20 protein-coding genes are annotated in these 25,084 nt (G+C 45.1%); 14 read left to right on the top strand and 6 right to left on the bottom strand.

The annotated features are described in order from the left end of the window. Window positions 1-172: 172 nt before the first annotated feature. Window positions 173-2,242: a DNA helicase IV gene (gene helD, locus R7Q48_RS02585; protein ID WP_318132140.1), complete on the top strand. Its 2,070-nt coding sequence runs from the start codon at window positions 173-175 to the stop codon at window positions 2,240-2,242. Window positions 2,243-2,319: 77 nt separating this feature from the next. On the opposite strand, the gene R7Q48_RS02590 is transcribed toward helD, so the two are convergent. Continuing rightward, entirely contained in the window at window positions 2,320-2,775 is a 456-nt protein-coding gene (locus R7Q48_RS02590; RefSeq protein WP_005376571.1) for a methylglyoxal synthase, read from the bottom strand. 64 nt (window positions 2,776-2,839) lie between these two features. Further along, window positions 2,840-3,889 (bottom strand): TMAO reductase system periplasmic protein TorT, encoded by a 1,050-nt coding sequence (gene torT / locus R7Q48_RS02595; protein ID WP_318132169.1) that lies wholly within the window; start codon window positions 3,887-3,889, stop codon window positions 2,840-2,842. A gap of 43 nt (window positions 3,890-3,932) precedes the next feature. On the opposite strand from torT, the gene torS reads away from it, so the two are divergent. After that, window positions 3,933-6,896 carry a TMAO reductase system sensor histidine kinase/response regulator TorS gene (gene torS / locus R7Q48_RS02600; protein WP_213969763.1) on the top strand — a complete coding sequence of 988 codons (2,964 nt, stop codon included), beginning with the start codon at window positions 3,933-3,935 and terminating at the stop codon, window positions 6,894-6,896. A 50-nt stretch (window positions 6,897-6,946) separates the two neighbouring features. Here torS and R7Q48_RS02605 read toward each other — a convergent pair whose 3' ends face one another. From R7Q48_RS02605 to R7Q48_RS02615, 3 genes are all read right to left on the bottom strand, one after another. Next, entirely contained in the window at window positions 6,947-7,138 is a 192-nt protein-coding gene (locus R7Q48_RS02605; protein WP_005376565.1) for a hypothetical protein, read from the bottom strand. 18 nt (window positions 7,139-7,156) lie between these two features. Continuing rightward, complete coding sequence (locus R7Q48_RS02610) at window positions 7,157-9,511, bottom strand: fatty acid cis/trans isomerase (protein WP_213966167.1); 2,355 nt, start codon at window positions 9,509-9,511, stop codon at window positions 7,157-7,159. An 80-nt stretch (window positions 9,512-9,591) separates the two neighbouring features. Next, window positions 9,592-9,978 (bottom strand): winged helix-turn-helix domain-containing protein, encoded by a 387-nt coding sequence (locus tag R7Q48_RS02615; protein WP_005376561.1) that lies wholly within the window; start codon window positions 9,976-9,978, stop codon window positions 9,592-9,594. A gap of 306 nt (window positions 9,979-10,284) precedes the next feature. Between R7Q48_RS02615 and R7Q48_RS02620 the strand changes: the two genes are divergently transcribed. After that, the gene (locus R7Q48_RS02620; protein WP_213966169.1) at window positions 10,285-11,832 is read left to right on the top strand and encodes an arylsulfatase; all 1,548 of its coding nucleotides are present in this window, start codon (window positions 10,285-10,287) and stop codon (window positions 11,830-11,832) included. A 134-nt stretch (window positions 11,833-11,966) separates the two neighbouring features. Here R7Q48_RS02620 and R7Q48_RS02625 read toward each other — a convergent pair whose 3' ends face one another. Further along, window positions 11,967-12,824: a LysR family transcriptional regulator gene (locus R7Q48_RS02625; protein WP_017635364.1), complete on the bottom strand. Its 858-nt coding sequence runs from the start codon at window positions 12,822-12,824 to the stop codon at window positions 11,967-11,969. 140 nt (window positions 12,825-12,964) lie between these two features. Between R7Q48_RS02625 and R7Q48_RS02630 the strand changes: the two genes are divergently transcribed. From R7Q48_RS02630 to yegS, 11 genes are all read left to right on the top strand, one after another. Beyond that, complete coding sequence (locus R7Q48_RS02630) at window positions 12,965-14,491, top strand: arylsulfatase (RefSeq protein WP_017635363.1); 1,527 nt, start codon at window positions 12,965-12,967, stop codon at window positions 14,489-14,491. A 120-nt stretch (window positions 14,492-14,611) separates the two neighbouring features. After that, window positions 14,612-15,913, top strand: a complete 1,302-nt coding sequence (locus tag R7Q48_RS02635) for an anaerobic sulfatase maturase (protein ID WP_318132141.1) — start codon at window positions 14,612-14,614, stop codon at window positions 15,911-15,913. Between the two features lie 85 nt (window positions 15,914-15,998). After that, window positions 15,999-16,982 (top strand): AAA family ATPase, encoded by a 984-nt coding sequence (locus tag R7Q48_RS02640; protein ID WP_005376549.1) that lies wholly within the window; start codon window positions 15,999-16,001, stop codon window positions 16,980-16,982. A 12-nt stretch (window positions 16,983-16,994) separates the two neighbouring features. Continuing rightward, window positions 16,995-17,957, top strand: a complete 963-nt coding sequence (locus R7Q48_RS02645; protein WP_047101409.1) for a DUF58 domain-containing protein — start codon at window positions 16,995-16,997, stop codon at window positions 17,955-17,957. Next, the gene (locus tag R7Q48_RS02650) at window positions 17,958-18,536 is read left to right on the top strand and encodes a DUF4381 domain-containing protein (RefSeq protein ID WP_213901176.1); all 579 of its coding nucleotides are present in this window, start codon (window positions 17,958-17,960) and stop codon (window positions 18,534-18,536) included. Continuing rightward, entirely contained in the window at window positions 18,529-19,599 is a 1,071-nt protein-coding gene (locus R7Q48_RS02655; protein ID WP_213960643.1) for a vWA domain-containing protein, read from the top strand. Before R7Q48_RS02650 ends, R7Q48_RS02655 begins: the two co-directional genes overlap by 8 nt. After that, window positions 19,592-21,322, top strand: a complete 1,731-nt coding sequence (locus tag R7Q48_RS02660; RefSeq protein ID WP_318132142.1) for a vWA domain-containing protein — start codon at window positions 19,592-19,594, stop codon at window positions 21,320-21,322. The genes R7Q48_RS02655 and R7Q48_RS02660 overlap by 8 nt, the downstream gene beginning before the upstream one ends. Further along, a complete protein-coding gene (locus R7Q48_RS02665; RefSeq protein WP_318132143.1) occupies window positions 21,319-22,620 on the top strand; it encodes a BatD family protein in 1,302 nt (433 codons plus the stop codon). The genes R7Q48_RS02660 and R7Q48_RS02665 overlap by 4 nt, the downstream gene beginning before the upstream one ends. A gap of 49 nt (window positions 22,621-22,669) precedes the next feature. Beyond that, a complete protein-coding gene (locus R7Q48_RS02670) occupies window positions 22,670-23,095 on the top strand; it encodes a bifunctional diaminohydroxyphosphoribosylaminopyrimidine deaminase/5-amino-6-(5-phosphoribosylamino)uracil reductase RibD (protein WP_167416072.1) in 426 nt (141 codons plus the stop codon). 172 nt (window positions 23,096-23,267) lie between these two features. Continuing rightward, the gene (locus tag R7Q48_RS02675; protein ID WP_318132144.1) at window positions 23,268-24,173 is read left to right on the top strand and encodes a LysR family transcriptional regulator; all 906 of its coding nucleotides are present in this window, start codon (window positions 23,268-23,270) and stop codon (window positions 24,171-24,173) included. Window positions 24,174-24,181: 8 nt separating this feature from the next. Continuing rightward, a complete protein-coding gene (gene yegS / locus R7Q48_RS02680; RefSeq protein WP_005376540.1) occupies window positions 24,182-25,084 on the top strand; it encodes a lipid kinase YegS in 903 nt (300 codons plus the stop codon).

Below are 25,084 nucleotides of genomic sequence, written 5' to 3' on the forward strand. Positions count from 1 at the left end.
GGATTGTAAAGCCAGCTTCAAATAACCTCAGCTTTAGGTTATTAAATCGACAGTAATGTGAATTTTATTAAAGAATAGAAGAAGAAGCTTACTTAGGTGCTCGCCGTTGCTACAATTTAGCGCCTTAAAATGATATAAATCGACAACTTCTAAACTAAAAGGCGCACGTTTCATGCAGCTTACTGCCACTAGCAAAGCACAGTTTTTTATTCAAAATGAGTACCATCACGTCGAAATAAAAGAGAACAGTGTTTTATTAAGCTCGATAGGCAGTGAAGAACATATTCCTTTTACGATCTGGAATGGCAAAGTTAGCGTAAAGCGTGGGTTATTATGGAGCTCTTTACAGTTTTTTGCTCATGAACACGAAGGCAAACAACAAAGCTGGCTAGTCCAAGGTTTACCGTGGCCACAATGCCGAAAGTTCGCGCTTGAGGCCGTTCGTCAATATCAAGAGTGGCACAACACTCAGTGCCGAAAACTGGCTGAGTATCTACCTAAGTGGGAAGAAGAGCTTTACAAACTAAAGCACTTGCCTGCTTACTTATCGCATTCTCAAGTGGTCTCCTGGGTTGAAAGTCTTAACCAAGAGTTAAGCGAGATGAAAACCACCCTAGAAGAAGCCAAAATGCGAATGCCGAATCGTATGTCGCAAATAGAGCCTTGGCTCATTGATACCTCTGAGGCGCTTGGTGAGCGTAATCGCGATTGGCTAGAAGCAGAACGTCCAAATTGGGAAGTGCTGTTTAATCAAATTGAATCCTCTCCTTTGAATTTATCCCAGCAATATGCGGTATTACTCAACGACGACCACAACTTAGTTCTTGCTGGTGCCGGCTCGGGCAAAACCAGCGTTTTAACCGCACGAGTTGCCTATTTGTTGCAAAGCCATCAGGCTCAAGCAGAAGAGCTTCTCATGTTAGCGTTCGGTCGTGATGCGGCGACTGAAATGAAAGAACGCTTAGTAGATAAAGTGGGCATGGCGGCAGACGGTGTGCGCGTCAACACATTCCATCAGTTGGGCTTGTATATTCTTAAACAAGTCGAACAGCAACCTGTCGAAATTAGCCCTTTAGCGTTGGACGAAAATCAACGAACGGCATGGTGTGTAGACTGGTTGAAAAAACATTGGATGACACCCACCAACTTTAAACGTTGGCAAAAACATTTAGACAAATGGCCGATTGCGTACCTAAAAGGGGATGATGAGTTAGGAAGCCATTCAGAAAATCCAAAACTGATCGCTTGGCTAGATTCGCAGCTGTCTCATTTAGCGGCGGTAGGGTTGACCAAAAAGCAAGTACAAGAAAAGCTCGTAAAGCACCAAGACTATACGCGTTTAAATAGTGAACTCGCCTTATGCTGGCCATGTTTTACAGCGTGGCAGAAAATGCTTAAAGAAAGCAACCAAGTGGATTTCCCAACCATGATCAGTCGTGCGACAGATTATGTGAATAAAGGAAAGTTTGTCTCGCCATGGCGCTTTATTATGGTCGATGAGTATCAAGATATCTCTCCAGACCGTCTGGCATTGATTGAAGCACTGTGTGAATCCACTCAGAAACAAGCAGGTGCGACGTTATTTGCTGTTGGCGACGATTGGCAAGCGATCTATCAGTTTGCAGGAGCGGATGTCGATCTTATCACTGGCTTTAAAGAACGCTTTGCTCACTCAACCGTTCATCACTTAGATACAACTTATCGTTTCAACAATCAGATTGGTGATGTAGCGAATACATTCGTGCAGCAAAACCCATCGCAGTTGCCGAAAACACTAAACAGCCACAAACAACGCAAGCAGAAGAGCGTACATACCGCGCCGAGCAATCAAGTGGAAAAGATCTTGGATCACTTGAATCAACAAGCCAAGCAAACCAAGTCAGTTTTATTGCTAGGACGTAACCATTATCACAAGCCCGATTTGTTCGACGATTGGTTGCGACGTTTCCCTAATCTCGATATTCGCTTTATGACTTGCCATGCGAGTAAAGGACGCGAAGCTGACTTTGTGATTATTCTTTCTGTGGATGAGGGGCAATTCCCCGCTAAGAAGAAGCAAATTCACATTGATGGTGCGTTGACGGAGTCCAAAGACAAATTCCCTTACGCAGAAGAGCGCAGGCTATTTTACGTGGCGATTACACGTGCAAAAGAGAAGGTTTGGATCACGCATACTGGTGCGGGGTCTGCGTTCGTTCAAGAGCTCGTTAATGGTGACTATCCCATCGTGACTTCCCGTTAAATGCAGCGTTTAGAATGTTAAAAACAGCAAAGGCGATACTTGGTATCGCCTTTGCTTTATTTGGTTGGCATCAAAGCTTACATACGCTCAGCAAGATAGGCTTCGTAATCCGGCACTTCGATGTCTACTTCTTGCTCAAGAAGAGGGGAGTTAAACAGGAACTTAGCGGTGGCTCGGTTCGTTGCTACAGGAATATTCCAAACACTAGCAATACGAAGAAGCGCTTTAACATCTGGGTCGTGAGGTACGGCATTCAGTGGATCCCAAAAGAAAACGAGAACGTCGATTTTGCCTTCTGAAATGAGAGCGCCTAGTTGTTGATCACCGCCCATCGGACCACTGATCATGCTCTTGATCGCAAGTCCAGTTTCTTTACTTAGCATGTGTCCTGTCGTGCCAGTTGCGTAAAGGAAGTGACTCTGTAGCTTTTCTTTGTTTTCTTTTACCCAGCGAAGTAGCTCAGGTTTGCAGTTGTCGTGAGCAACCAAAGCCACATGTTTATGGGTTGGCATGGTACGAATGGTTTTTTGCATCAAGATGTTTCCGTTTGTATGATTTTAAAATTGTTGTGACTCAATAGAACACGTTTTTGGTCTTTCAATCAACAGCCTTAACACGGAATGTCGGCCTATATTCTGACGGAGATAACGATTCTTCGATCGTGTCGTCATGAAGCGTCTTCGGAGTCAGTGGTTTGATGGTTGGTGAGGCATGTTTGTCATAAGCTTCACCTCTTAAGTAATGCGTTGCTTGCATCAGGGAAAGCCGACCTTGCTGCACCATTTTATCTGTTGGTGCGAAGAGTACTTTGTTACGTAACAGGCCTCGATATACACCATGACTTAAGTACACAGAAACTAAACCGATCTCCTCAGCTTTGCCGGCACTGCGCAGCTCACTGATGGCCGCTTCAATCGCCACTGCACTGCCAACAATGTAATCTATATTTCCCATATCGATCACACGTTGAACTAGGTTACGTTGTAACTCCTTGTCGTTGTCTGCCCAAAATGAGTCAACAATGTTGATATCACTTCCTTGTATCGCTTCATAAAATCCGGCAGTAACGGGTTTCGTACCACCACGAGTTCGCGGCCCCAAAAGTAAGGCAATGTTGGTTTTTCCTGACCCCTTTGGATGGCGAGCTGCCAAATATTGACCCGTTTCGTATCCCATCCAATGCCAGTCAACACCGACAGTCCCTTTTAGCAACTCACTTTGTTCTTCATCCAAGTCGAGTTGGTTCACAGTAGCAAAAACGGGAGTATTCCCCACCCAATTTTTAAGTGAATGCTCGTAAGCCTGTGGGTCCACGGTCCCAAGGATAACCGCATCTGCTCCCCATTGGTTACACAGTGCGAGTTGTTGTTCTTGACGGGTTTTGTTTGGGTAGCCGCCCGCTTCAAGGACTCGTAGCTCGACACCTTCTCTTTTCGCTTCGGACACCATTCCATAGTTTACTGACAACCAGTATGAATCCTTTAGGTGAGGGTATATTGCACATATTTTCTCTGCGGCAACCGCTGGCAAAGAAGCAACTAGGGTTAAAATGGCTGCAGAATGTTTGAAAAATGTGCGAAATGCGTGTTGATTTTTAACCATGAAATGAAGTTCGTTGGCATAGATTAAGTAAACACTGCAAAATATAACGTAATATGTCGCTGAACACGAACATTAAGGTCATGAAAATATGCTGCTAGCAACTGCAAGCATCGGTCGTAAACTTTTGTTGTCTTTCATTGCGATGGCAATACTGGTCATGTTATCGGCACTTATTGGTGTGTCTGGATTTTCTTTGGTTGCCAAAACCGAAAGAAATGTCGTGGATTCTGCGATTCCCGCCATGATTGAGGCGAGACAAGTCTCTGAGTTGAGTACTCGTATTATTTCGTCTGTACAAATGTTGTCGAACGCAAGAAACGAGCAGGAAAGAAAGGAGTCAGGGCGAGTGCTGTTCGAACAGCTCGAGTCTTTACTCACTCACATCAAGGAGCTCGGGAGTGAGTCGTTCGATTCTCAATTGTTAGAAGCTTTAGAGAATAACGTCCAGAACGTTATCGACAATTTGGCAGAACTCGGTGTTTCGGTTGAAAAAAAGCTGTGGCTTGCAAAAGAGATAGATACTCGTGTTGAAGAAATGCGTCTGCTCAGTGAAGAGCTAGAACAACTAACTCGTACGCAAGTTCAGAATACAAGCACCATTGCTGTTGCTAACGTCACGCATATTTATGACTTATTAGAATCGAATAAAAAATCGCAAGTTTATCAGGCGCTAGATGCACTGGTGGAGGTCGATCTTGATCTGACTGAGCGATTGCATGAACTGCACTTGTTGGCCTTTAAAATGTTGAATCAGATTGAAGAGGCTCGGACATTAACGAATATTGAGCGAATTCAACAGGTTCAAAGTGATTTCGATAGCAACCTCAAAATCATGCAACGCCGTGTACTCGCTGTGGAAGATCCTACGCGCTCTAAGCAAATGAGCCAACTGCTCATAGAGCTTGGTAAGCGTCAGGTCGTATTTTCTATACTGATGCAGCAATACGAGAATAACGAACAGTCACAACAACTGATGCAAAAGACATTAGAGTTGTTCTCAGAGCTTAATGGCACGGTCAACAAATTGGTTGATGATTCAAACAAAACCACTACCGTCGCTGTAGACCAATTGACCAGCACACTGAAATTCGCTCAGTGGTCTTTAACCGTTATTTCAATTGTTGGTTTGATTGTATTGGTGCTGATTTTATGGCGTGTGGTGTACCTTTCTGTTGTGAAGCGGTTAGCTGAATATTCCGCTGCGTTGCTTTCTGTGGCGCAGGGTAACTTAGCGGTTGAGTTGGAAGTGAAAGGCAAAGATGAGTTGGCGCATATGGGGCAGGCCATCATCACGGCTCGTAATACCGCGCAAGCACTAAAAGTGGTAGCTGAGGGTGAAGCTCAAGCCAAGCGAGAGCTTGAGGAACATAAAGAGCATTTAGAAGAGCTTGTTGAGCAGCGCACTTCGCAGTTAAAACAAGCTAACCGCCGTTTGAATGAAGAGGTTTTGAATCACGCTAAAGCTCGCAAGCAAGCAGAGCAAGCGAGCCGAGCAAAATCGGCATTCTTGGCGACGATGAGCCATGAGATAAGAACGCCAATGAACGGAGTGTTGGGGACAGCACGCTTGCTGATTGACTCAGGCCTCAACCCAATTCAAAAACGCTATGCGGAAATCATTAATCGTAGTGGTAAAACGTTGCTCGCGATCCTTAATGATGTACTGGATTACTCCAAGATTGAAGCGGGGCATTTAGAAATTCGTCACATGGGCTTCGATTTACACCAAATGGTGGAGGACACTTTCCAGTTAATGAACAGTCGAGCACAAGAGAAGAAGCTGCTGTTCTCCTACCATATTGAAAGTGATGTTAGTCGCTACTGGAAAGGGGATGTCACCAGAATCAGTCAGGTGCTGAACAATCTTGTTGGTAACGCGATTAAGTTCACTGACGAAGGAGAAATTGATATCTACGTTAGCCTGAACCCTGAGGACGAGTCGCAAGTCCTGTTTGAAGTATCAGACACTGGAATAGGAATTGCCAAAAAATACCAGAGAACGTTGTTTGATGCCTTCACGCAAGCTGAAGGTGGGATGAGCCAAACTGGAGGTACGGGGCTTGGACTTGCCATCAGTAAGCGAATCATTGAAGCGATGGGCGGTGTTTTAGAAGTCGATTCCGAAGAGGGAAATGGTAGCCGATTCTGGTTCTCTATTCCGTTAGAGGAAAGCGAACCTGTTGAAACAGGAACCGTGGCAACCGCACGTTGCAAAGTGAAAGCAAAGGTCTTGCTGGTAGAAGATAATGAGGTCAACCGAGTGGTCGCGGAAGGCTTTCTAGAAAGCATGGGGCATCAAGTCGTGATGGCAGAAAACGGCTCACAAGCAGAGCAACTGATCAGCACACAGGATTTTGATATCGCTTTAGTCGACATCAACCTCCCTGATTGTGATGGAACTGAGTTGATCCAACGCTTAAAGCGGATTGAGTGTGATAAGCCGGCCAATAAAGCGCTTGCCGTCACGCCAATGATTGCAGTGTCTGCGCACGTTTTTGCGGAAGAAGTTGAGCGCTATCTAGCCGCTGGTTTTGACGGATACTTGCCTAAGCCATTGGCAAAAGAGGCACTCGCGGCATTGATTCAGGATGCGCTAGACGGAAAGCCGTTGTTGTTGCCACAAAATGCCGACTGTACCCCGTTTGATCAAATATCGTCTCAAGAACAAGAGCTACAATTAAAGGTCGTTCAAGCACCTAAAACAAAGGAACCCGATGTGGTTATCATTAATCCGAGCGTGATTGAGTCCGATATGAAAATCTTGGGCAGAGATAAGATGTTGCACATTATTAATCTGTTTAGAACCACCAGCACCGATGTATTAAGCAAGCTGCAAGCGTCTGCTGAGGACAATGATAGTAAAGAAGTAAAGAACCTTGCCCATAAATTAAAGGGCAGTGCAGGAAGTTTAGGACTAACTGCGTTAATGAACGCTTGCCAAGCAATTGAAGCCGCGCCTCAACCTCTAGATACCTATAATGCGACTAAAGATGATTTAGTTTCTCAAGTGTCTGCATCAATTCAAGCTCTGGATGAGTTAATGGCGAAGTAATCCATCGAGCATTAAAAATAAAAAAACCTCCGGCTTTCCGGAGGTTTTTTCTATTCGGTCATGTCATCTTCCCACTCGAATCGAGTGTCTAGGGCATAAGGGTCATCATCAAAAGGATGTTCCACTTTGCCACGCAAGTATTCGAGTTGATGCTCAAGCATATTGACCGTTTCGTAGTCTCCCTCAGAACAAGCAACGTAAATCTGTTGTTCAAGAGCGGCAATGTTATCTCGGATACCCATGAGAACCCCCTTAAATCATCATCGATTCTCAAAACGATTATAGTCAAGTAATCCAAATTCGATCGGTTGTTTTGTACGGTACCAATTGTGTAAACGATCGCTAAATGACCAGAATTTTTCTGAGCTTCTACGAATCGCAAAATTATCCAATAACTTAACGTAATCGGACTCGTTTTGGATGGCACTAAATTGATCGACAAAATCTTTTACTTGGTTTTCGTTGATCGAGAAAAATGCCGCAGGGTAGCTTCCCACAACGCCGCGTACAATGGTCATATCATCGTTAGCAAAGTCACGGTTACTTTCTTCATCAAACAAGCTAGAGATGTTTGTGTGTGCATTGTTGTGAAGTAAGGTGAACAGTTCATCTTCCCCTGATTGACTTCTCACCATAAGCATAGTGATTTGCGGAACGGTTTTTAGGCCTTCACCACGAACGTGGTCAATACGTTTTAGTTGCTTTTCACTACTCGCAGAAAGAGCCGTGTCTTGAATTTCGTAGCGAGGCAGAAGCACGTCTGAAACATGTTCGCTCAACAACTCCACCAACTCCGTTTTTGGATCGTCACTCTTATACTGAACGCTGGTTGGTTGGTTAAACGGCTTCACATTTCGTTGTAAAAAGTCACTCAACTGCGGGCTTTGATCTTTATACCAGCTAGATTGCAGTTCATGGCGCATATCGGCGGGTAACAACGAGATAAAGTTACTTTCGCCTTCTAGACGCAAGAAGTCCATAAACATTCGTGTCATGAGCTGATGGCCGAAGTTACCGTAAACGTCAAACCCAGCAACAAGCAAATAGTGGATACGCTCTAGTAACGCGTAGTCAAGAATCCACACTGTTTTAGGCTGCTCACCAACTAACCCTTGAACAACAGAAGCACTATCAAAATGGCGGAATATCGTTAATGCCGCATTATGGTTGGTGCCATTACCGTCCCAAATTACATCGGTGGATAGGTTTTCACCTTCTTTAAACCAGTTATTAGTGAACTCAGATTTAGCCTCTAGGTAGCGAGCTTGCTGGCGTGCGTACTTGACCCAGTTGGTAACAGGTAGCGTGTTACTTTCTTGTTCTGCCGGTAGTTTTAGGTTATCAGCCTGAGATCGGTAAAACTCATTTACTTCTGGGATGTCTGCTTTATCTGGATCAAGGAAAAACACCCAAAAGCGATCATTGATAACATTCAATGCCAGTTGGCCACGACAAACTGGGCCTTTGATGTATGCCATTATTGTATTTTGTGCATTATCTAGCATGAACTTAAAGCGCGACTTCACTGGAAGGTCGATGAATGATGTCATCGGGTTTGCAGCAACTTCTGGTTCATAACTCGGTAGCTGACTAACCATATAATCAGCATCAATAAACCAAGTTTTCCAGTTCTCTATACGTTGCTTGTTTAACGCGAATGGCATGTGAGTTTTATCTACTATGGTCCCTTGCTCTGGAATAATTCGATAAAACACACGTTCAACCCCTGGATCATCGTACGGGCGACGCGTTGAAATACGTTTGACGGGCTGTCCTGGTGGTGTAGCAGAGCGGACTAGCGTGAAGAATCGGGGATCTTCATCGAGTTCCGAAAAGTAGAGATGAGATAAAAATAAATGCTCATATATATACCTAGCCATCAGCTGATTTTTCAAATCAGAGTGGTTAAGTAATGCTTCGTACTTATCTATTTGCGCTTGCTCTTTCTCACTAACAGGTCGGTGAACGTTCATTATTGCGCCGTTTTCCAACCAAGTCATGAGTATGTGGTATTCACTGTTTGATAGGTTTGGCATACCAAAAGGCATGCCCCAGGTCGGGTTATCCTTTTCGTATTGCTCGTATTCTTCAATCGTCGGACAGGTTTGCTCTCGGTCTATCGAAAAGTCAAAGCCTTCTAACTGGACTTGGTCAGGCAATGGGTGGCGCTCTTTTTGTTGTAGCAAACGTGCGATAAGGCCTGCATCAATGTTGGCTGCCATGCTTTGATCACGTTCGTTGAGAACCGGATGAAAACCCGCATCGCGCCACTCTTGGGTTGTTTCTGCATCTTCGAATAAGCGTGTTGGTGCTGCGGCTGTGAGTCTTGTTCCTTCATATACCAGTGCTTTACTCGCACCACGGTCAATGCCTTCAACAGAAGAGAGCTTAAGCTGACATGGTGCATCGTAGCACGCGTGGCAGACGACACAGCGGTTATCCATAATGGGTTTAACTTCGCTTTGGAAGAAGTTTGCTTGAGGGGTTTCCACGTCAACTGTGCGTTCACGCACGAGCTGTGGACCAAACAGTTGGTCATAGTTAAGACCAGCATAGGTTGCACAGCCGGCAAACAAAGTAGCAATGCAAAGTGTAAAAATTAAGCGCAAATTCATTGAGTTATTTTACGTGATTAGAATTTGCATTAATTAAAGCAAAATAAGCGGTCAATTACCAAAAGTTGGGTCAATTAGCGTTAATTTTTCTGTTGATTGTCTGAGCGCTTGAAAATGTAACCCTGGCGGTGGACTGTCTGAATTCTGTCTGTTGGAACGCCTTCGTGAACTAGACGCTTTCTCATTCTGCTCATGTGCATATCGAGTGCTCGATCATGTTCAGTAAATTCACGTTTTAGTACTGTTTCGTAAAGAAAATGCTTACTAAGTACTTGATCTTGATGGTGAGTGAGAGTTTGCAGCAGCTTAAATTGAATGCTTGTTAACTGAACAGATTTCTTGTTTGGCAAGTAATTGAGTACTACAGAGTGAGTGCGCTTATCTAGTAATAGCTCCTCATCATTATGGTGAACGCCGTTGTGTTGGCATTGGGAAGTTTTTCCATTTGAAACCTTGGAGTCAAGCACACGGGTACCTTAATTATTAATAGTAGTAAAACGTATTATCATTAATATTTATATAAAAGCAATCAGGTACTTTATGAGCACTGTGATATGCGTAGACAATCTTAATATTTGATATTAACAGTAGTGATGAATGGTGCGATGGCGCGCTGAACTAAAGTGCTATTGGAGTGCGTATTAGCTACAAATAACGGTGTAATGTTAGGCAAAGATAGAAAGAATTCTCATTTAGTAAATTCGCTTATCCGCTATTTGTGAACTATACATTCTGTTGCAGGAAGCACTTTTCTAATACACACAGAGGTTTATATGACAGCGAAATATGGCGTTAAACGCCGATTAGCGATTCTTGCCGCCGCTTTAATCGGTGCGACAAGTAGCAGTATCGCAGCAGAGAAACCAAATATTCTCGTCATTTGGGGTGATGATATTGGCCAGTCCAATCTCAGTGCTTACACGTTTGGCTTGATGGGGTACAAAACACCAAATATAGACAGTATCGCCAAAGAAGGCATGATGTTCACTGACTATTACGGTGAGCAATCTTGTACAGCGGGCCGTTCTACTTTCATTACGGGCCAAACCGTTCTTAGAACAGGTTTGAGTAAAGTGGGGCTTCCAGGTGCTGATCTTGGCTTGAAGGAAGAGGATGCAACCATTGCCGAAATGCTGAAGCCGATGGGCTATATGACAGGGCAATTTGGTAAAAACCACTTAGGTGATAAAGATGAGCACCTTCCTACTAATCACGGCTTCGATGAATTTTTTGGCAACCTTTATCACTTGAACGCCGAGGAGGAGCCAGAAAACGTCGATTATCCTAAAGATCCTGAGTTTCGTAAAAAGTTCGGTCCGCGCGGCGTTATCCGTTCGTACGCTGATGGCAAAATTGAAGATACAGGGCCTCTAACTCGCAAGCGCATGGAAACCGTGGATGAAGAGACGTTAGATGCGGCACTTGACTTTATGGATCGTGCCGTCAAGGCTGAAAAACCTTTCTTTGTCTGGTGGAACGCAACTCGTATGCACTTCCGTACTCATGTGAAAGAAGATAACTCTGGAAAAACAGGCATCAGCGAGTATGCAGATGGTATGGTCGAGCATGATAACCATGTAGGTCAGCTACTGAAAAAAGTGGATGATTTGGGTATTAAAGACAACACAATCGTCTTTTACTCCACCGATAATGGCCCACACATGAACTCGTGGCCAGATGCGGGCACAACGCCATTCCGTGGAGAGAAAAATACCAACTGGGAAGGTGCGTACCGAGTTCCTGCGATGGTACGTTGGCCGGGTAAAATTAAAGCTGGCTCTGTTTCGAATGATATCATGCATCACATGGACTGGATGCCAACGTTCGTTGCTGCCGCGGGTGATGACAATATCAAAGAGAAATTGCTCAAAGGTTATAGTGCGAATGGTAAGAAATTCAAAGTTCACCTAGACGGCTATAACTTCCTACCATATTTGACTGGTAAAGAGGATAAGGCTCCACGTGAAGAAATTTTTTACTTCTCAGATGATGGAGACTTAACTGCACTTCGCTATAACAAATGGAAGCTGGTCTTTATGGAGCAACGAGCAAAAGGTACGTTGCGTATTTGGGCTGAACCATTCACCACACTTCGTGTTCCTAAGATCTTCAACTTGCGTATGGATCCTTACGAAGTGGCTGATATCACTTCTAACACTTACTACGATTGGATGCTAGACCGTGCTTACATGCTTGTTCCTGCGCAAGCTTACGTAGGCAGATTCCTTGAAACGTTTAAAGAGTTCCCACCAAGGCAAAAAGCAGCAAGCTTCTCGCTCGATCAAGTGATGGAGAAACTAAAAGAGAACCCAAATAAGTAAGAAAAGCTAAGTGAAGTTCCACATCTAGAAAGAGGCTCATTAAAGTGAGCCTCTTTTTTATCTGTAAAATTCTATCTATTAAGGTTTGTAGAAAGCTTGATGACGAAAACGCCTAACGCTTCAAAAGACAAGATTTATAAACAAATTGGTTCGTAGTGGGCTGCCGTTAAGTTGGCTTTGATTTTTTCACGTAGAGCGATGTGGGCTGGGTTGTTTACCTCTCGCTTATGGTAGACGAACTTGTAAGGGATAGAGCGTATCGAAATGGGGCAGGGCAAAATTTGAAGTTTGAGCGCTTTGCTCCACTTGTTTGCAAAAGATTGAGACACGATCCCTAAACTGTCTCTTTGGGCGACATACAGCGCCATGCCCGCTAGCGAAGATGTGATCAAGTCGACTTTTCTTTCTTGAATTGTTTCCTTTGCTAGTTGCTCGAACCCCGACATGTTGTTCCATTTTCCTGAAAATAAACAGTGAGTTTCCTCATAAAATTGCTCTTTTGTGAGCGTGCCGTGTACACGGGGATGGTTCTCACTACAGATAACCACGGCTTCTTCCTCATAGGCATCTTCAATAATAAACGCTGCATCTTTCGTGATCACCGTATCGATTACTAGATCGACTTTTTGTTGTCTTAACAGCTCAAATAATAGGAATTTTTCGGGTGGTGATTCATAAAAAATAGTGTTCTTTATCGGGTCCATAATGTGCAACAAAATTTCCGAACAACACACTTCAAAATGATTTTTATCAGATATCGCATTGTCAATAATATTAACCGCTTGCTGGAATTGCGGCAGTAATTGATAAGCGGTGGAGGTTAGTGCGATACCTCGCCCTTTTTTAACGAATAATTGCTTATCGACGACTTGCTCTAAACGCTTTATTGCAGCGCTCACAGCAGGTTGTGTAAGCCCTAATTGTTCCGCGGCTTTTGTATAAGATTGAAACTCCGCAACAACAAGAAAAGTTTGGATCAAATTCAAGTCCATAACGTCACTAATAAATTTAATTTATAGGTTAACTAATTTTGACTGCATTTATCGCCTGAAATTAGTGCTTTATCTTATATCAACAATGGTATTGAAAAGCGAATACCATTTTTACGCACTAGCGAACTCTTGGAGATAATATGAAAAATGCGACCAAAACGAGCAGTAAAAAACTCGTACTTAACGCATGTACGTTAGCTTTGGGCGCTGCATCTGCAGTTGCACATGCAGCGGACAAACCCAACATTCTTGTCATCTTTGGTGATGATGTTGGTTACTGGAACCTTAGTACCTACAACCAAGGCATGATGGCGTACAACACGCCAAACATCGATAGCATTGCTAAAGAAGGTGCGAAGTTCACTAACTTCTACGCGCAGCAAAGCTCGACAGCAGGCCGTTCTGCATTCATCACTGGTCAAATGCCAAAACGTACAGGTCTATCAAAAGTGGGCTTACCAGGCGCTCCGGAAGGTATCTCGGAAAAAGATCCGACGATTGCAACCGTGCTTAAACAAATGGGTTACGCAACCGGACAATTTGGTAAGAACCATTTAGGTGACCGAGACGAGCATCTTCCTACCAACCACGGTTTTGATGAATTCTTCGGCAACCTATACCACTTGAACGCAGAAGAAGAGCCAGAGAACGTGGATTACCCTAAAGATCCGGAGTTCAAGAAGAAATTTGGCCCTCGTGGCGTTATCCATTCTTACGCTGATGGCAAAATCGAAGATACCGGTCCACTAACGCGTAAGCGTATGGAAAATGTTGATGGTGAGTTTCTTGATGCCGCTGAGAGCTTCATAGAAAAACAAGTAAAAGCGGACAAGCCGTTCTTTACTTGGTTTAACACCACTCGCATGCACAACTTCACGCATGTTCCTGAAGAATACCAAGGTAAAACAGGTGCCGGTTTCTACGCGGATGGTGTTAAGCAGCACGATGACCAAATCGGTCAGCTACTTAACAAGATCAAAGAGTTAGGTGTGGATGACAATACAATCATTGTTTACACCACTGACAACGGCCCTATGGTGGATTTGTGGCCGGATGCAGGGATGACACCGTTCCGCTCAGAGAAAAACACTGGCTGGGAAGGGAGTTTCCGTGTGCCAATGTTGATTAAATGGCCTGGAAAAATTGAGGCAGGTAAAACATTCAACGGCATGATGTCATTAGAGGACTTTTTCCCGACACTAGTTGCTGCGGCAGGTGATACCAAAGTTAAAGACGAACTGCTAAAAGGCAAAAAAGTTGGCGATATGGACTACAAAGTTCACCTAGACGGTTACAACCAACTGCCATATTTAACGGGTAAGTCAGACAAATCCGCACGAAATGAGTTCGTTTACTGGAGCGACGACGGCGATCTTGTGGCATTGCGCCAAGGAAAGTACAAGTTCCACTTTATGATTCAAGAGAATGAAACGGGTATGGATGTATGGCGTAAGCCGTTCACTAAACTTCGTGTGCCACTGATCTTTGACTTGAGCATTGATCCATTTGAACGAGGCGATCAAGGCATGGGTTATTCTCGTTGGATGTACGAGCGTTCATTCTTAATGATGCCAGCAATGGATACAGTGAAAGAGGTGATGGGTACATTCAAAGAATTCCCGCCTCGTATGGAAGCAGGTTCGTTCGTACCTAAGTCTTCTAAGTAAATTAAGATTATATAGCGCTTTTTGGAGCGCTATATACCCAAATAGCTTCACTTTTGCTGTACAGCGCTCACGAGGTTATTTGGGTATATGTAATTGGGTATATGTAATAGTGAGAAACGTATGAGTAAGATTTCCCCTCGCCATTCTACTACCATGCCTATTGTTCCTCTTAAAACGGCGTCTAAAGCGCCTGTTCTGGGCGCGTATGACCGTCGATTCCATGTGATGGCAAAGCTAGGCGGAGCAAAGTGCAACATCGATTGTCAGTACTGCTTTTATCTGCATAAAGAAAATCTACTGCACCAAGAAAAGCAGCCAAAAATGGACGACGCAACACTGGAAGCGTTCGTGAAAAGCTATATCGAAAGTCAGGATGGCGAAGAAATTGTATTCTCATGGCAGGGCGGGGAGCCGACGCTGCTTGGGTTGGACTATTTCCGCAATGTCGTAGCTTTGCAAAAGAAATATCAGCCGAAAGGCGTTCGCATTGAAAACGACCTTCAGACCAACGGCATTTTGCTAAACGATGAGTGGTGTGCGTTTTTAAAAGAGCACAACTTCCTAGTTGGCTTGTCGATTGATGGACCACGAGAGCTGCACGACAAATATCGCAAAACCCGCAGCGGTAAGCCAACGTTTGATCTCGTGATGAAAGCGGTAGATAAGCTCAAAGCGCATGGCGTGAAATTCAACGCGTTGGTCACGGTGAATCGTCACAATGCGAAATACCCGCTCGAAGTATATCGATTTTTAACCCAAGAATTGGGTGTGACTTATATCCAGTTTGCGCCGGTGGTAGAAGCCAACAACTTCCAAACAACCGCGCCGCAGTTTTGGAACGAACAGATGATCCCAACCAAAGGCAGTGATCTGGCTAAACCGGGGCATCCAATGTCGATTGTAACGGATTGGTCAGTCGATCCTGAAGACTGGGGACGCTTTTTAATGGCGACCTATGAAGAGTGGGTGAATAACGATCTTGGCCGTGTGCTGGTTAATCTGTTTGAAACCGCGGTGGCGCAAGTAATGGGGAAACCGTCTCAGCTTTGCGTGACGGCGGAGTTTTGTGGCAAAGGGTTGGCGATTGAGCACAATGGCGACGTGTTCAGTTGCGACCACTATGTGTATCCAGAATACAAACTCGCCAACATTCATGAACACTCACTGAATGAAATGGCCTTCTCTACAAGACAATATACTTTTGGCATGGCAAAACGCGATTCATTGCCGACGTATTGTAAGCAATGCCCTTACTTGCCTTATTGTTGGGGTGAGTGCCCAAAAAACCGTTTGATCAAAACGCCGAATGGTGAGAGTGGTCTAAACTATTTGTGTTCGGGAATCAAAATGTTCTTTGATTATGCGTTACCGATGTTGGTTGGTCTTGCACAACTTCTCCAATCTCAAGAACCGCAAAGATAACATAGTGAATATAACCTTAAGTTATTTCATTTGTTCTTATACTTAACTATCGAAAAGACGGCTTAAACCATTGAAAAGGTATCCTATGAATCACGCACAACAAGCGATAAAAGAACTCATCGAACAAACAGAAAAAAGCGTCATTGGACAAAGCCACGTGGTTCGAGCTTTAGTCATCGGGTTATTAACAAATGGGCATATTCTGCTAGAAGGTTTACCGGGAACGGCAAAAACACGTTCCGTAAAATCGTTGGCGAACTTGTTAAACACCAGTTTTGGTCGAATCCAGTTTACGCCGGATCTTTTACCATCTGACGTGACGGGTACTGAGGTTTATCAAGAGCTGGATGGTAAGCCGCAACTCCATTTTCAGCCAGGGCCAATTTTTAACAGCATTGTACTTGCTGATGAGGTCAACCGTGCACCAGCCAAAGTACAAGCGGCACTGCTTGAAGCCATGGCCGAAGGCACAATCACAGTAGGCGATAAAACTCACGTATTGCCAGACTTATTTATGGTGCTTGCAACGCAAAACCCTGTAGAGCAAGAGGGCACGTACCCGCTGCCAGAAGCGCAAATGGACCGCTTTATCATGAAGGTTACCGTCGATTATCCAGAAGATGACGCCGAACGTGACATCATTCGTTTGGTGCGCAGTGAAGAATTGGGTGCGGAAACCAGCAGCGAAATTATTACGCCAAAACACATCGAGCCAGACGTGGTGCTAGAAGCGCGCCGTCAGTTACCAAACATCGTGGTATCGGACCTAGTGGAAAACTACATCGTTGCGTTAGTGATGGCGACTCGTAAGCCAGAGCGTTATGCCGATTCAAACTTAGCAAAATGGATTGAGATTGGCTCTAGTCCTCGTGCTTCCATCGCACTCGACAAATGCGCTCGTGCGTATGCGTGGATGCAAGGACGTGACCATGTGACTCCTGACGATGTGCGTGCCATGGTTCCGTCTGTATTGGGCCACCGTTTTTCTTTGACCTACGACGCACTAGCAGACGGAGTCGATCACCAACGAGTCGTACAAGAGCTGCTAGATTGTGTAGAAATTGGGTAAGTGGGAGGCATTATGGCTAAGCCAACTCTTGCGCCAAAATCACAAGGGATGGATCCCCGTTTGTACTGCGATTACGCTCGTTTAGTACGTCTGCAAGCACAAGCAGAATCATTCAGTTTACTTCCTCACCTAAAGGCGGGTAGCGTACTCTCTGGCCGACACAATTCGTTGTTTCGCGGTCGTGGATTGAACTTCGAAGAGCTGCGCCATTACCAATTAGGTGATGATATTCGTAACCTTGATTGGAAAGTTACGATGCGTACGGGTAAGCCGCATGTACGCAGTTATACAGAAGAAAAAGATCGCAACGTAATCGTGTGTGTCGACCAGAGAAGCACAATGTTTTTTGCTTCGACGCAAGTAATGAAATCAGTTGTCGCGGCAGAGATCGCAGCGATGTGTGGGTGGCGAGTATTAAAAGATGGCGATCGAGTCGGTTTTGTCATCGCATCCCCGCAGGCGTTGTTTCACAGCAAGGCACAGCGTTCGCAAAACGATCTTCTGGCGCAACTTAAACGTCTCGCTAAAGCCAATCAATCGCTCAATGTGGACTCCCGCAACTCCGAAAAAGTAACGTTCAGTCAATGGATTGAGCTCATTAAACGCATGAAGCTCAAGCAATCCACTTTGATTTTTATCAGCGACTGGAGCGACTGCGAGGAGCACCATCTTGATCACCTTAAACAGCTGCAACAGCACAATGATGTTCTCGCAGTGATGGTTAGTGACCCATTAGAACAAACGTTACCAGACGATTTGGCAAAATCGAAATGGGTGGTTGGTGATGGGCAGTATCAACTCAACTTAGACAGCAAAGCAAAGGTAGAAGCTGCGAGCGCAAAGCTTGAGGCTCGAACTAGCTTACAGCGTCAATCACTCTCTCAACTTATGGCGATGAAACACCTTCCACACATCGAACTCGATACGACAGGTGAGCACATTAAACAATTCCAAAAACTGGTAGGAGGGCGTTAAATGAGTGATCTTCCTACGCCTCCGAGTACCTACATACTCAGAGAGCTGCATGATGTGGCTGTACCACCCAGCGTGAGTTGGTACCCGCAAACTATTGGCTGGAAAATTTTAGCGGCGGTTGTGCTCATTGCATTGGTGTATGTCGTATATCGATTGGCTCGGCAATGGTGGCATAATCGTTACCGAAAAGAAGCTCTAATGGCGATTTCGCAAATCAAATCGAGCGACAAAGATATGCCTAAAGCATTGTTCTCGGTGCTTAAAGTAGTGCTGATTCATATTGATAGCCGCAACGCGAAATTGTTTGATACCGCCTTTCTGCGCAAGCTCGATGCGCTGTATCCGCAAACCGAAGATTCTCAAGCAAACTCGCTTGTGGTCTTTAACGATGAGCTTTCAAAGCGCTGGCTACAAAGTATTGTCGACCCAAGCGTTACGCTAACCAACGAAGAGCGAGTAACGCTTATTGCTCGTGCGAAAAACTGGGTGAGTGAACACCGTTGTGATGCTCAAAAAAGCGCGGCAAATAAATCACCACGATTGAAACGCAAAGCACATCAGGGAGGTCAACATGAATGATCTTCTTGCATCGATAACTGGTTTGTCTGGTTTTGAATTTGCTCACCCAATGTGGTTTCTGGTTTTGCCCTTGCCGTTGGTGGTGTACTACTTGGTGCCTGCATATCGCACTAAGCAAATGGCGATCAAAGTGCCGTTTTTTAGTCAGCTGGTGGAAGCGATTGGCGAGACGCCATCAGAAGGTGCAAGCCAGTTGATACCGAGTTGGTGGCAACGAGCAACGTTGATTCTCTCATGGCTTTTGGTGGTGTGTGCGATGGCAAAACCCACCGTGTTAGGCGAGCCTCAAGTTCGCGAGAGTTTAGGGCGCGATGTGATGGTGGTGGTGGATCTTTCGGGTTCCATGGCCGAGCCAGATTTCACCTCACGTACAGGCGAAAAAATTTCTCGTCTTGATGCGGCAAAAGAAGTGCTGTCGGAGTTTGTTCAGTCTCGTAAAGGTGATCGATTAGGCTTGGTGCTTTTTGGTGATGCCGCTTTTGTGCAAACGCCATTTACCGCAGACCAAAAAGTGTGGCTCGAACTGCTTAACCAAACCGATGTGGCGATGGCAGGGCAGAGTACCCACCTTGGCGATGCGATTGGCTTAGCGATTAAAGTTTTTGAGCAAAGCGATAAGTCGCGTGGTGCTTTAGAACAAGACCAAAACCGTGAAAAAGTCGCGATTGTATTAACCGATGGTAACGACACGGGCAGTTTTGTTGAACCGATTGATGCGGCGAAAGTTGCGAAAGCCAAAGGCGTGAGAGTACACGTCATTGCGATGGGCGATCCGGAAACGATAGGTGAAACCGCGTTGGATATGGACACGATTCATCGCATTGCGAAAGAATCCGGCGGTGAAGCGTTTGAAGCACTCAACCGTGATGAACTATCGGCTGCCTACGACGAAATTGGCAAACTGGAACCTCAACTTTACGAAAGCACTACATACCGCCCAAAACAAAGCCTTCATCATTACTTGATGGCGTTAGTGGTCATCATGCATTTGCTCGCGTTTAGCGTCGCAACACTCAAAAGAAGGGCTGTTACACGATCATCATTAGGAGATAGCGATGTTTGATTCTCTTAGTTGGACGCAATTCTTTACGCAGTTTCATTTTATTCGACCACTGTGGTTACTGGCTTTGATCCCCATGTTTTTCTTGGTGTGGTTACGCTGGCGAGAAGAAAGCAAGCCAAGCTGGAAGGATATTTTGCCCGAACATTTACGCAATGCTTTGACGATAGGTGAGCGAGGCTGGCGTAAGCAACTGCCGCTTAAGCTCTTGATGCTGATTGTGTTCATCGCCATTGTGATTTGTGCAGGCCCAACGTGGCAACGAGAATCTTCTCCCTTTGGCGAAGATAAAGCCTCTATGCTTGTGGTGCTTGATAACAGCGACTCGATGCTGCAAAAAGATCTCCCACCAAGCCGCCTTGAGCGTTCCAAACAGAAAATACGCGATTTGCTAGCCGTGCGAAAAGGCGGAAAAACGGGTTTAGTCGTGTTCGCGGGCAGTGCTCATGTCGCGATGCCTATAACTCCAGACAGCAAAGTATTTGACCCATTTTTGGCGGCCATTACGCCAGAAATTATGCCCGTGCAAGGTAAGCTTGCCGAAAAAGCCTTGCCGTTAATTGATCAACAATTGCAAGGTCAACCAGGCTCCACCGTTCTGTTGGTGAGTGATGGCGTTAATCCAGCCACGATTGAGCAATACCAAGCGTATTTCTCGGGCAAACCTTATCAACTGTTAATTCTTGCGGCAGGGAATGCTGACATTGTGAGTAACAACCCAATGGATTTGGATTCTCTACAAAAACTGGCTAGTCAGACTAACGGTCGATTGGTGGAAGTGACCGTCGATAATAGTGATATCGAGCAACTGAACCGATACGTTGAGCGCAATATGCAGCTTAATGGCGAATCTTCAATGCCTTGGAAAGACATGGGGTATCAACTTCTGTTCCCAATCGCGCTGATCATGATGCTGTGGTTTAGAAAAGGGTGGTTAGTGCAGTGGTGCGTGATTGTAATGGTGAGCGGCACTTTATTGATGCCAACCAGTGCAATGGCCGAGAATATTTCAGTTAAAGCCGAGCAGCCACAAGTTGTGCAAAAAGTGACGGCTTTCGACAAGATGGCGCAATGGTGGTGGGATTTGTGGCTGACGCCAGACCAACAAGGACAGCGTTTGTTCAACCAACAAGCGTATTTAGAAGCCGCGAAACACTTTATCGATCCATTACGCAAAGGGACGGCGTACTACTACGCTAGCGAGTTTGAACTCGCCCACAGTGCGTTTTTGGAAATGCAAAACGACCCGTCCGAAGAGGTTCGAGATTACGGTCTTTATAATGCGGCGAGTGCATTGGCGCGTCAGCGTGAATATTTGGCTGCACGTGACTTGTTAAAATCCCTAGCCAACAAGCCAACGTTGAACGAGAGGCTAAGACCGGATGTTGAGCATAACTTGAAAGTGATTGGTGGTATTGTAGAGGACATCAACCGGATGAGTGAGAGTCAGGCAGGAACAGAGCAAGAAGCATCAACCGAGCTAGGCGATAACCCTCAAACCGCAGAAGGGGCGGATGAAAAAACGTCAGCGGAGTTGATGATTAAAGAGACGTTAAGTGCAGACGACATCTTAGGTAGCCAAGAATTAGCCGACAAATGGTTAAAGCGAGTCGAAGCGGATCCTAAATACTTCTTAAATGCGAAGTTTCAGATTCAATTGCGTTCAATAGAAACCGGAGAATCAACCTTTACTGCGAACGAAAATACAGAGGAGGCGGTGCAATGATGAAAAGCCACCGTTTTACGCCCTTTGCTTTACCCTTGTGGTTAGTTATCTGTTTCGGTTTCCTCCAGAGCAGTAGTGTGTTAGCTCAAGATATTCGTGACGTTCAACGAGAGCATGGTGTAGAGTTACAAGCGTGGGTTGGTCAACAACCAACGGCTGGAGAGAAGCGTAAAACACCAAGTTTTAGCGTCAATGAGCAAGTTATTTTAACCATCGAAGTGGCAACGCCGCGTTGGTTTACGGGTGGTACGAGAATTGGCAATATTGAAATGCCCAATGTTATCGCCAAACAGCGTAATCAACTAGCAACCAACTTTACTGAGCAAAAAGAGGGACAAACTTGGTCGCGTCAACGATGGGAAGTGACTTTGTATCCTCAAGCTTCTGGTGATTTTGTGATTCCACCTGTCGCAGTGGGCGTTCAGGTGTCTGCGCCGGACGGCGAGAAGGTGTCAGGCACACTTTACACGCAGCCGATTAAGTTCAAAACTGTCTTGCCATCGGGCCTGCTGAGTGGTGAGACACCTTGGTTTTCTGCAACAGATGTAGAGGTAAAGCAAGAGTGGGATACCTCCACTGAGTCACTCAAAGTTGGGGATGCAATCACGCGTAAAATCACCATTTCGGCTCAAGATTCACTATCTGTATTGCTACCAGACTTGTTGAAAGGAGAATCAACAACCCGTTATCAAGCGTATCCTCAACCCCACCGTTTGACAGATACGCAAACACGTGGTGATTACCAGTCAACACGCACAGAAGAGAGCGTGTACGTGATTCAACAAGGTGGTGAATTAACCCTGCCGGATTATGAGTTCCGTTGGTGGAACAGTAAGACTCAGCAAGTGGAAACGGTGATGTTAGAGGGCAAAACTTTTGCCGCGAAGCACACGTTGAAGTCCTTCATCAGAACGTACTTTGAATGGATTGTTTCCACGCTTGTGTTGCTGGGTTTTGTGATTATTTCATTGGTAGCCATTAAACGTTACTACCGCAACAGACCGACACCAGCATGGCTGACGTTCCACCGTTTGTTAAAGGCTAAACGTTGGTCTGAAGCAAGGACCATATTGTACAAACAATTGCGTTTAAATACGGCCGAGCTAGAAATGACCAAAGCCGATACGAGTGAATCGTGGCAAAAAAGTGCGTCGCGAATGCAAAATGGTGAAAATAGCGCTCATTTACTGAAGTCGATGTGGCGCAAAATCCAGACCAAACAAAAACGCTTTAAATTCCGTATTCCGCGAGCGTTACCAGAACTGGACAAAGTCATTGGAAGAGATGGCAATGAATAAAACGGGGCGCTAATATAGCGCCTCGTTTTTATTAGAGAATAGAGTTCAAATGAGCCAAGAGTTTATGCGCCGCGCATTAGAAGTGTCCAAAAATGCGCTTCCTGAATGTCAACCCAACCCGCCGGTTGGCTGCGTGTTAGTGAAAGACAATCAAATCGTTTCTGAAGGTCATACTCAAGCGATTGGTGGCAATCACGCGGAAGTGGAAGCGCTGAATGCGTATCAAGGCTCGTTAGAATCGGTGACGGCATACGTTACGCTGGAACCGTGTTCGTTTGTTGGTCGCACGCCAGCTTGCGCGGTGACATTAGTCAAATCCGGCATAAGCAAAGTCGTCGTAGCCATATTGGACCCCGACCCGCGCAACAGTGGTCGAGGTATCGAGATTCTAAAACAAGCAAGTATAGAGGTAGAAACTGGTTTATGCGGCGAGGAAGTCAGCGAGTTTCTTACCCCTTACCTAGGCAAAGCCTAAGTCAAGCTTTACGTTGCACTATGGTGCCAGTTTATGTGGTGAATGAAGTGCGTCAAAATTGAGTTAAAACTCATTAAAACAAGCGATACCGCCCATTTATTGCACTTGGCTACGTGAAGGATCATGCTGTTAGATTAAAATAGAGAAAGTGACTTTTGAAAAATTTAATAGCATGAAACCGACCGACCTTAATCTTATTCCCATTTTCACTGCCATCTATGAAGAGCGTAACTTGTCTCGGGCGGCGGCGCGTTTAAACATCACCCAGCCTGCGGTGAGTAAAGCGCTAGCAAGGCTACGTGATATCTACGATGATCCATTGTTTCATCGTTGCGTTAAAGGTGTCGAGCCTACCTCGTTTGCAATGGATATTTATCCTGCTCTTCTAGCTTCAGTACAAAATTTCACTTCGACATTATCGGCCTCTAGTGAGTTTGACCCTAAAGTGTCGAATAGAGTGTTTTCTATTGCCTGTGTGTCCGTTGCAAGCTTTGAGTTGCTACCTCAAGTCATGAAACAAATCCGTGTGTCGGCGCCAAATGTTGCATTAGAAGTACATCCGCTTTTTACGGAAGATTTTGAAAGTGATCTGCGGTTACAACGATACGATTTGATCATTGATATCACACCAAGAGCAAGAACGGTGTTAAAACTGGAAACTGTACTTACGGAGCGTTTGGTGGTGGTATGTAGCGAAGCGCATCCACGCCTGAATGACGAGATTACGGCTGAACAATTTTTTGAAGAAGAACACGTAGTGGTTTCGCAGTGGCAGAGTCGTAAGAGCTTGTTAAACGCCGATGACATTGTCGACTTGGATAAGAGAAAGATTAAGTATCGAGCCTCAGGCGTACTAGAAATGATCCCAATTATTTGTGGTAGTGAATACATTGGTTTAATGCCAGAGTCGATGATCAACTTGTTCAATAACACCTATCATGTTAAATCTTTATCAATGCCATTTGATGAACAAATGTATGAGCTTTGTACAATCTGGCATCCTAGTCGCACAAACGACAGCGCCCATCAGTGGTTACGTTCACAGATTAAGCAAGCAGGAAAAGTCATCAACCAATAGGAAGTGCAATGAAAAAGACAATACGTGCCATCCTTAACGGAAAAAAAGCTGGGAATCCAGAGTTAAGAGATGCAATCATGAAAATGAGAGAAAAAGGCATCGACGTACAGGTGCGTGTGACGTGGGAATCTCAAGACATGCCGCGGCTAGTTAAAGAAGCGGTTGATGAAGGCATTGAACGTATTGTTGTCGCTGGTGGCGATGGGACCGTCAATGAGGCGGCTTCTGCGATTATTCAAATTGACAAAGAAAAACGCCCTGAGTTAGCCATTATTCCCCTTGGTACCGCCAATGACTTTGCTACCGCTATTCAAGTACCTAATTCCATTAAGGCGTCTTTATCTCTTGCTGTTGAGGGGCAGTCCGCTTTGGTCGATTGCGTCAAAGCGAACGATCGCTGCTTTATTAACGTGGCAACAGCAGGGTTTGGTGCAGAAGTTACAGCAGAAACGCCTGTTGAACTCAAAAACTTTCTTGGCGGCGGAGCTTACACGTTAACTGGTGTTATAAAAGCACTTGGCTTTAAACCATATGACGGAACAATAAAGATTGAAGGTGGCGCGTATCAGGGAGAAATGTTGCTCGGTGCGTTTTGTAATGGGCGCCTTGCTGGAGGTGGGCAAGAGTTAGCTCCAAAAGCGATGATTAATGATGGGATGATGGATCTAACATTGGTGCGCCCATTTTTACCTCATGAGCTGCCTAAAGTAATCGACGAGATCAATAACCCGAGTGAGAAAGGAGAGTTTGTGAAGTACACTAAAGCAAGCTGGTTGGAGATAGATTTTCCGAATCCATTGCCTCTTAATTTAGATGGAGAACCTTATCATTCGAGAACCATTAGATTTGATGTTCAGCCTAAGAGTATACGATTAGTCGTACCGCAAGATTGCCCTTGCTTGACTAGCTAA

It is taken from the genome of Vibrio sp. 378 (assembly GCF_033339435.1).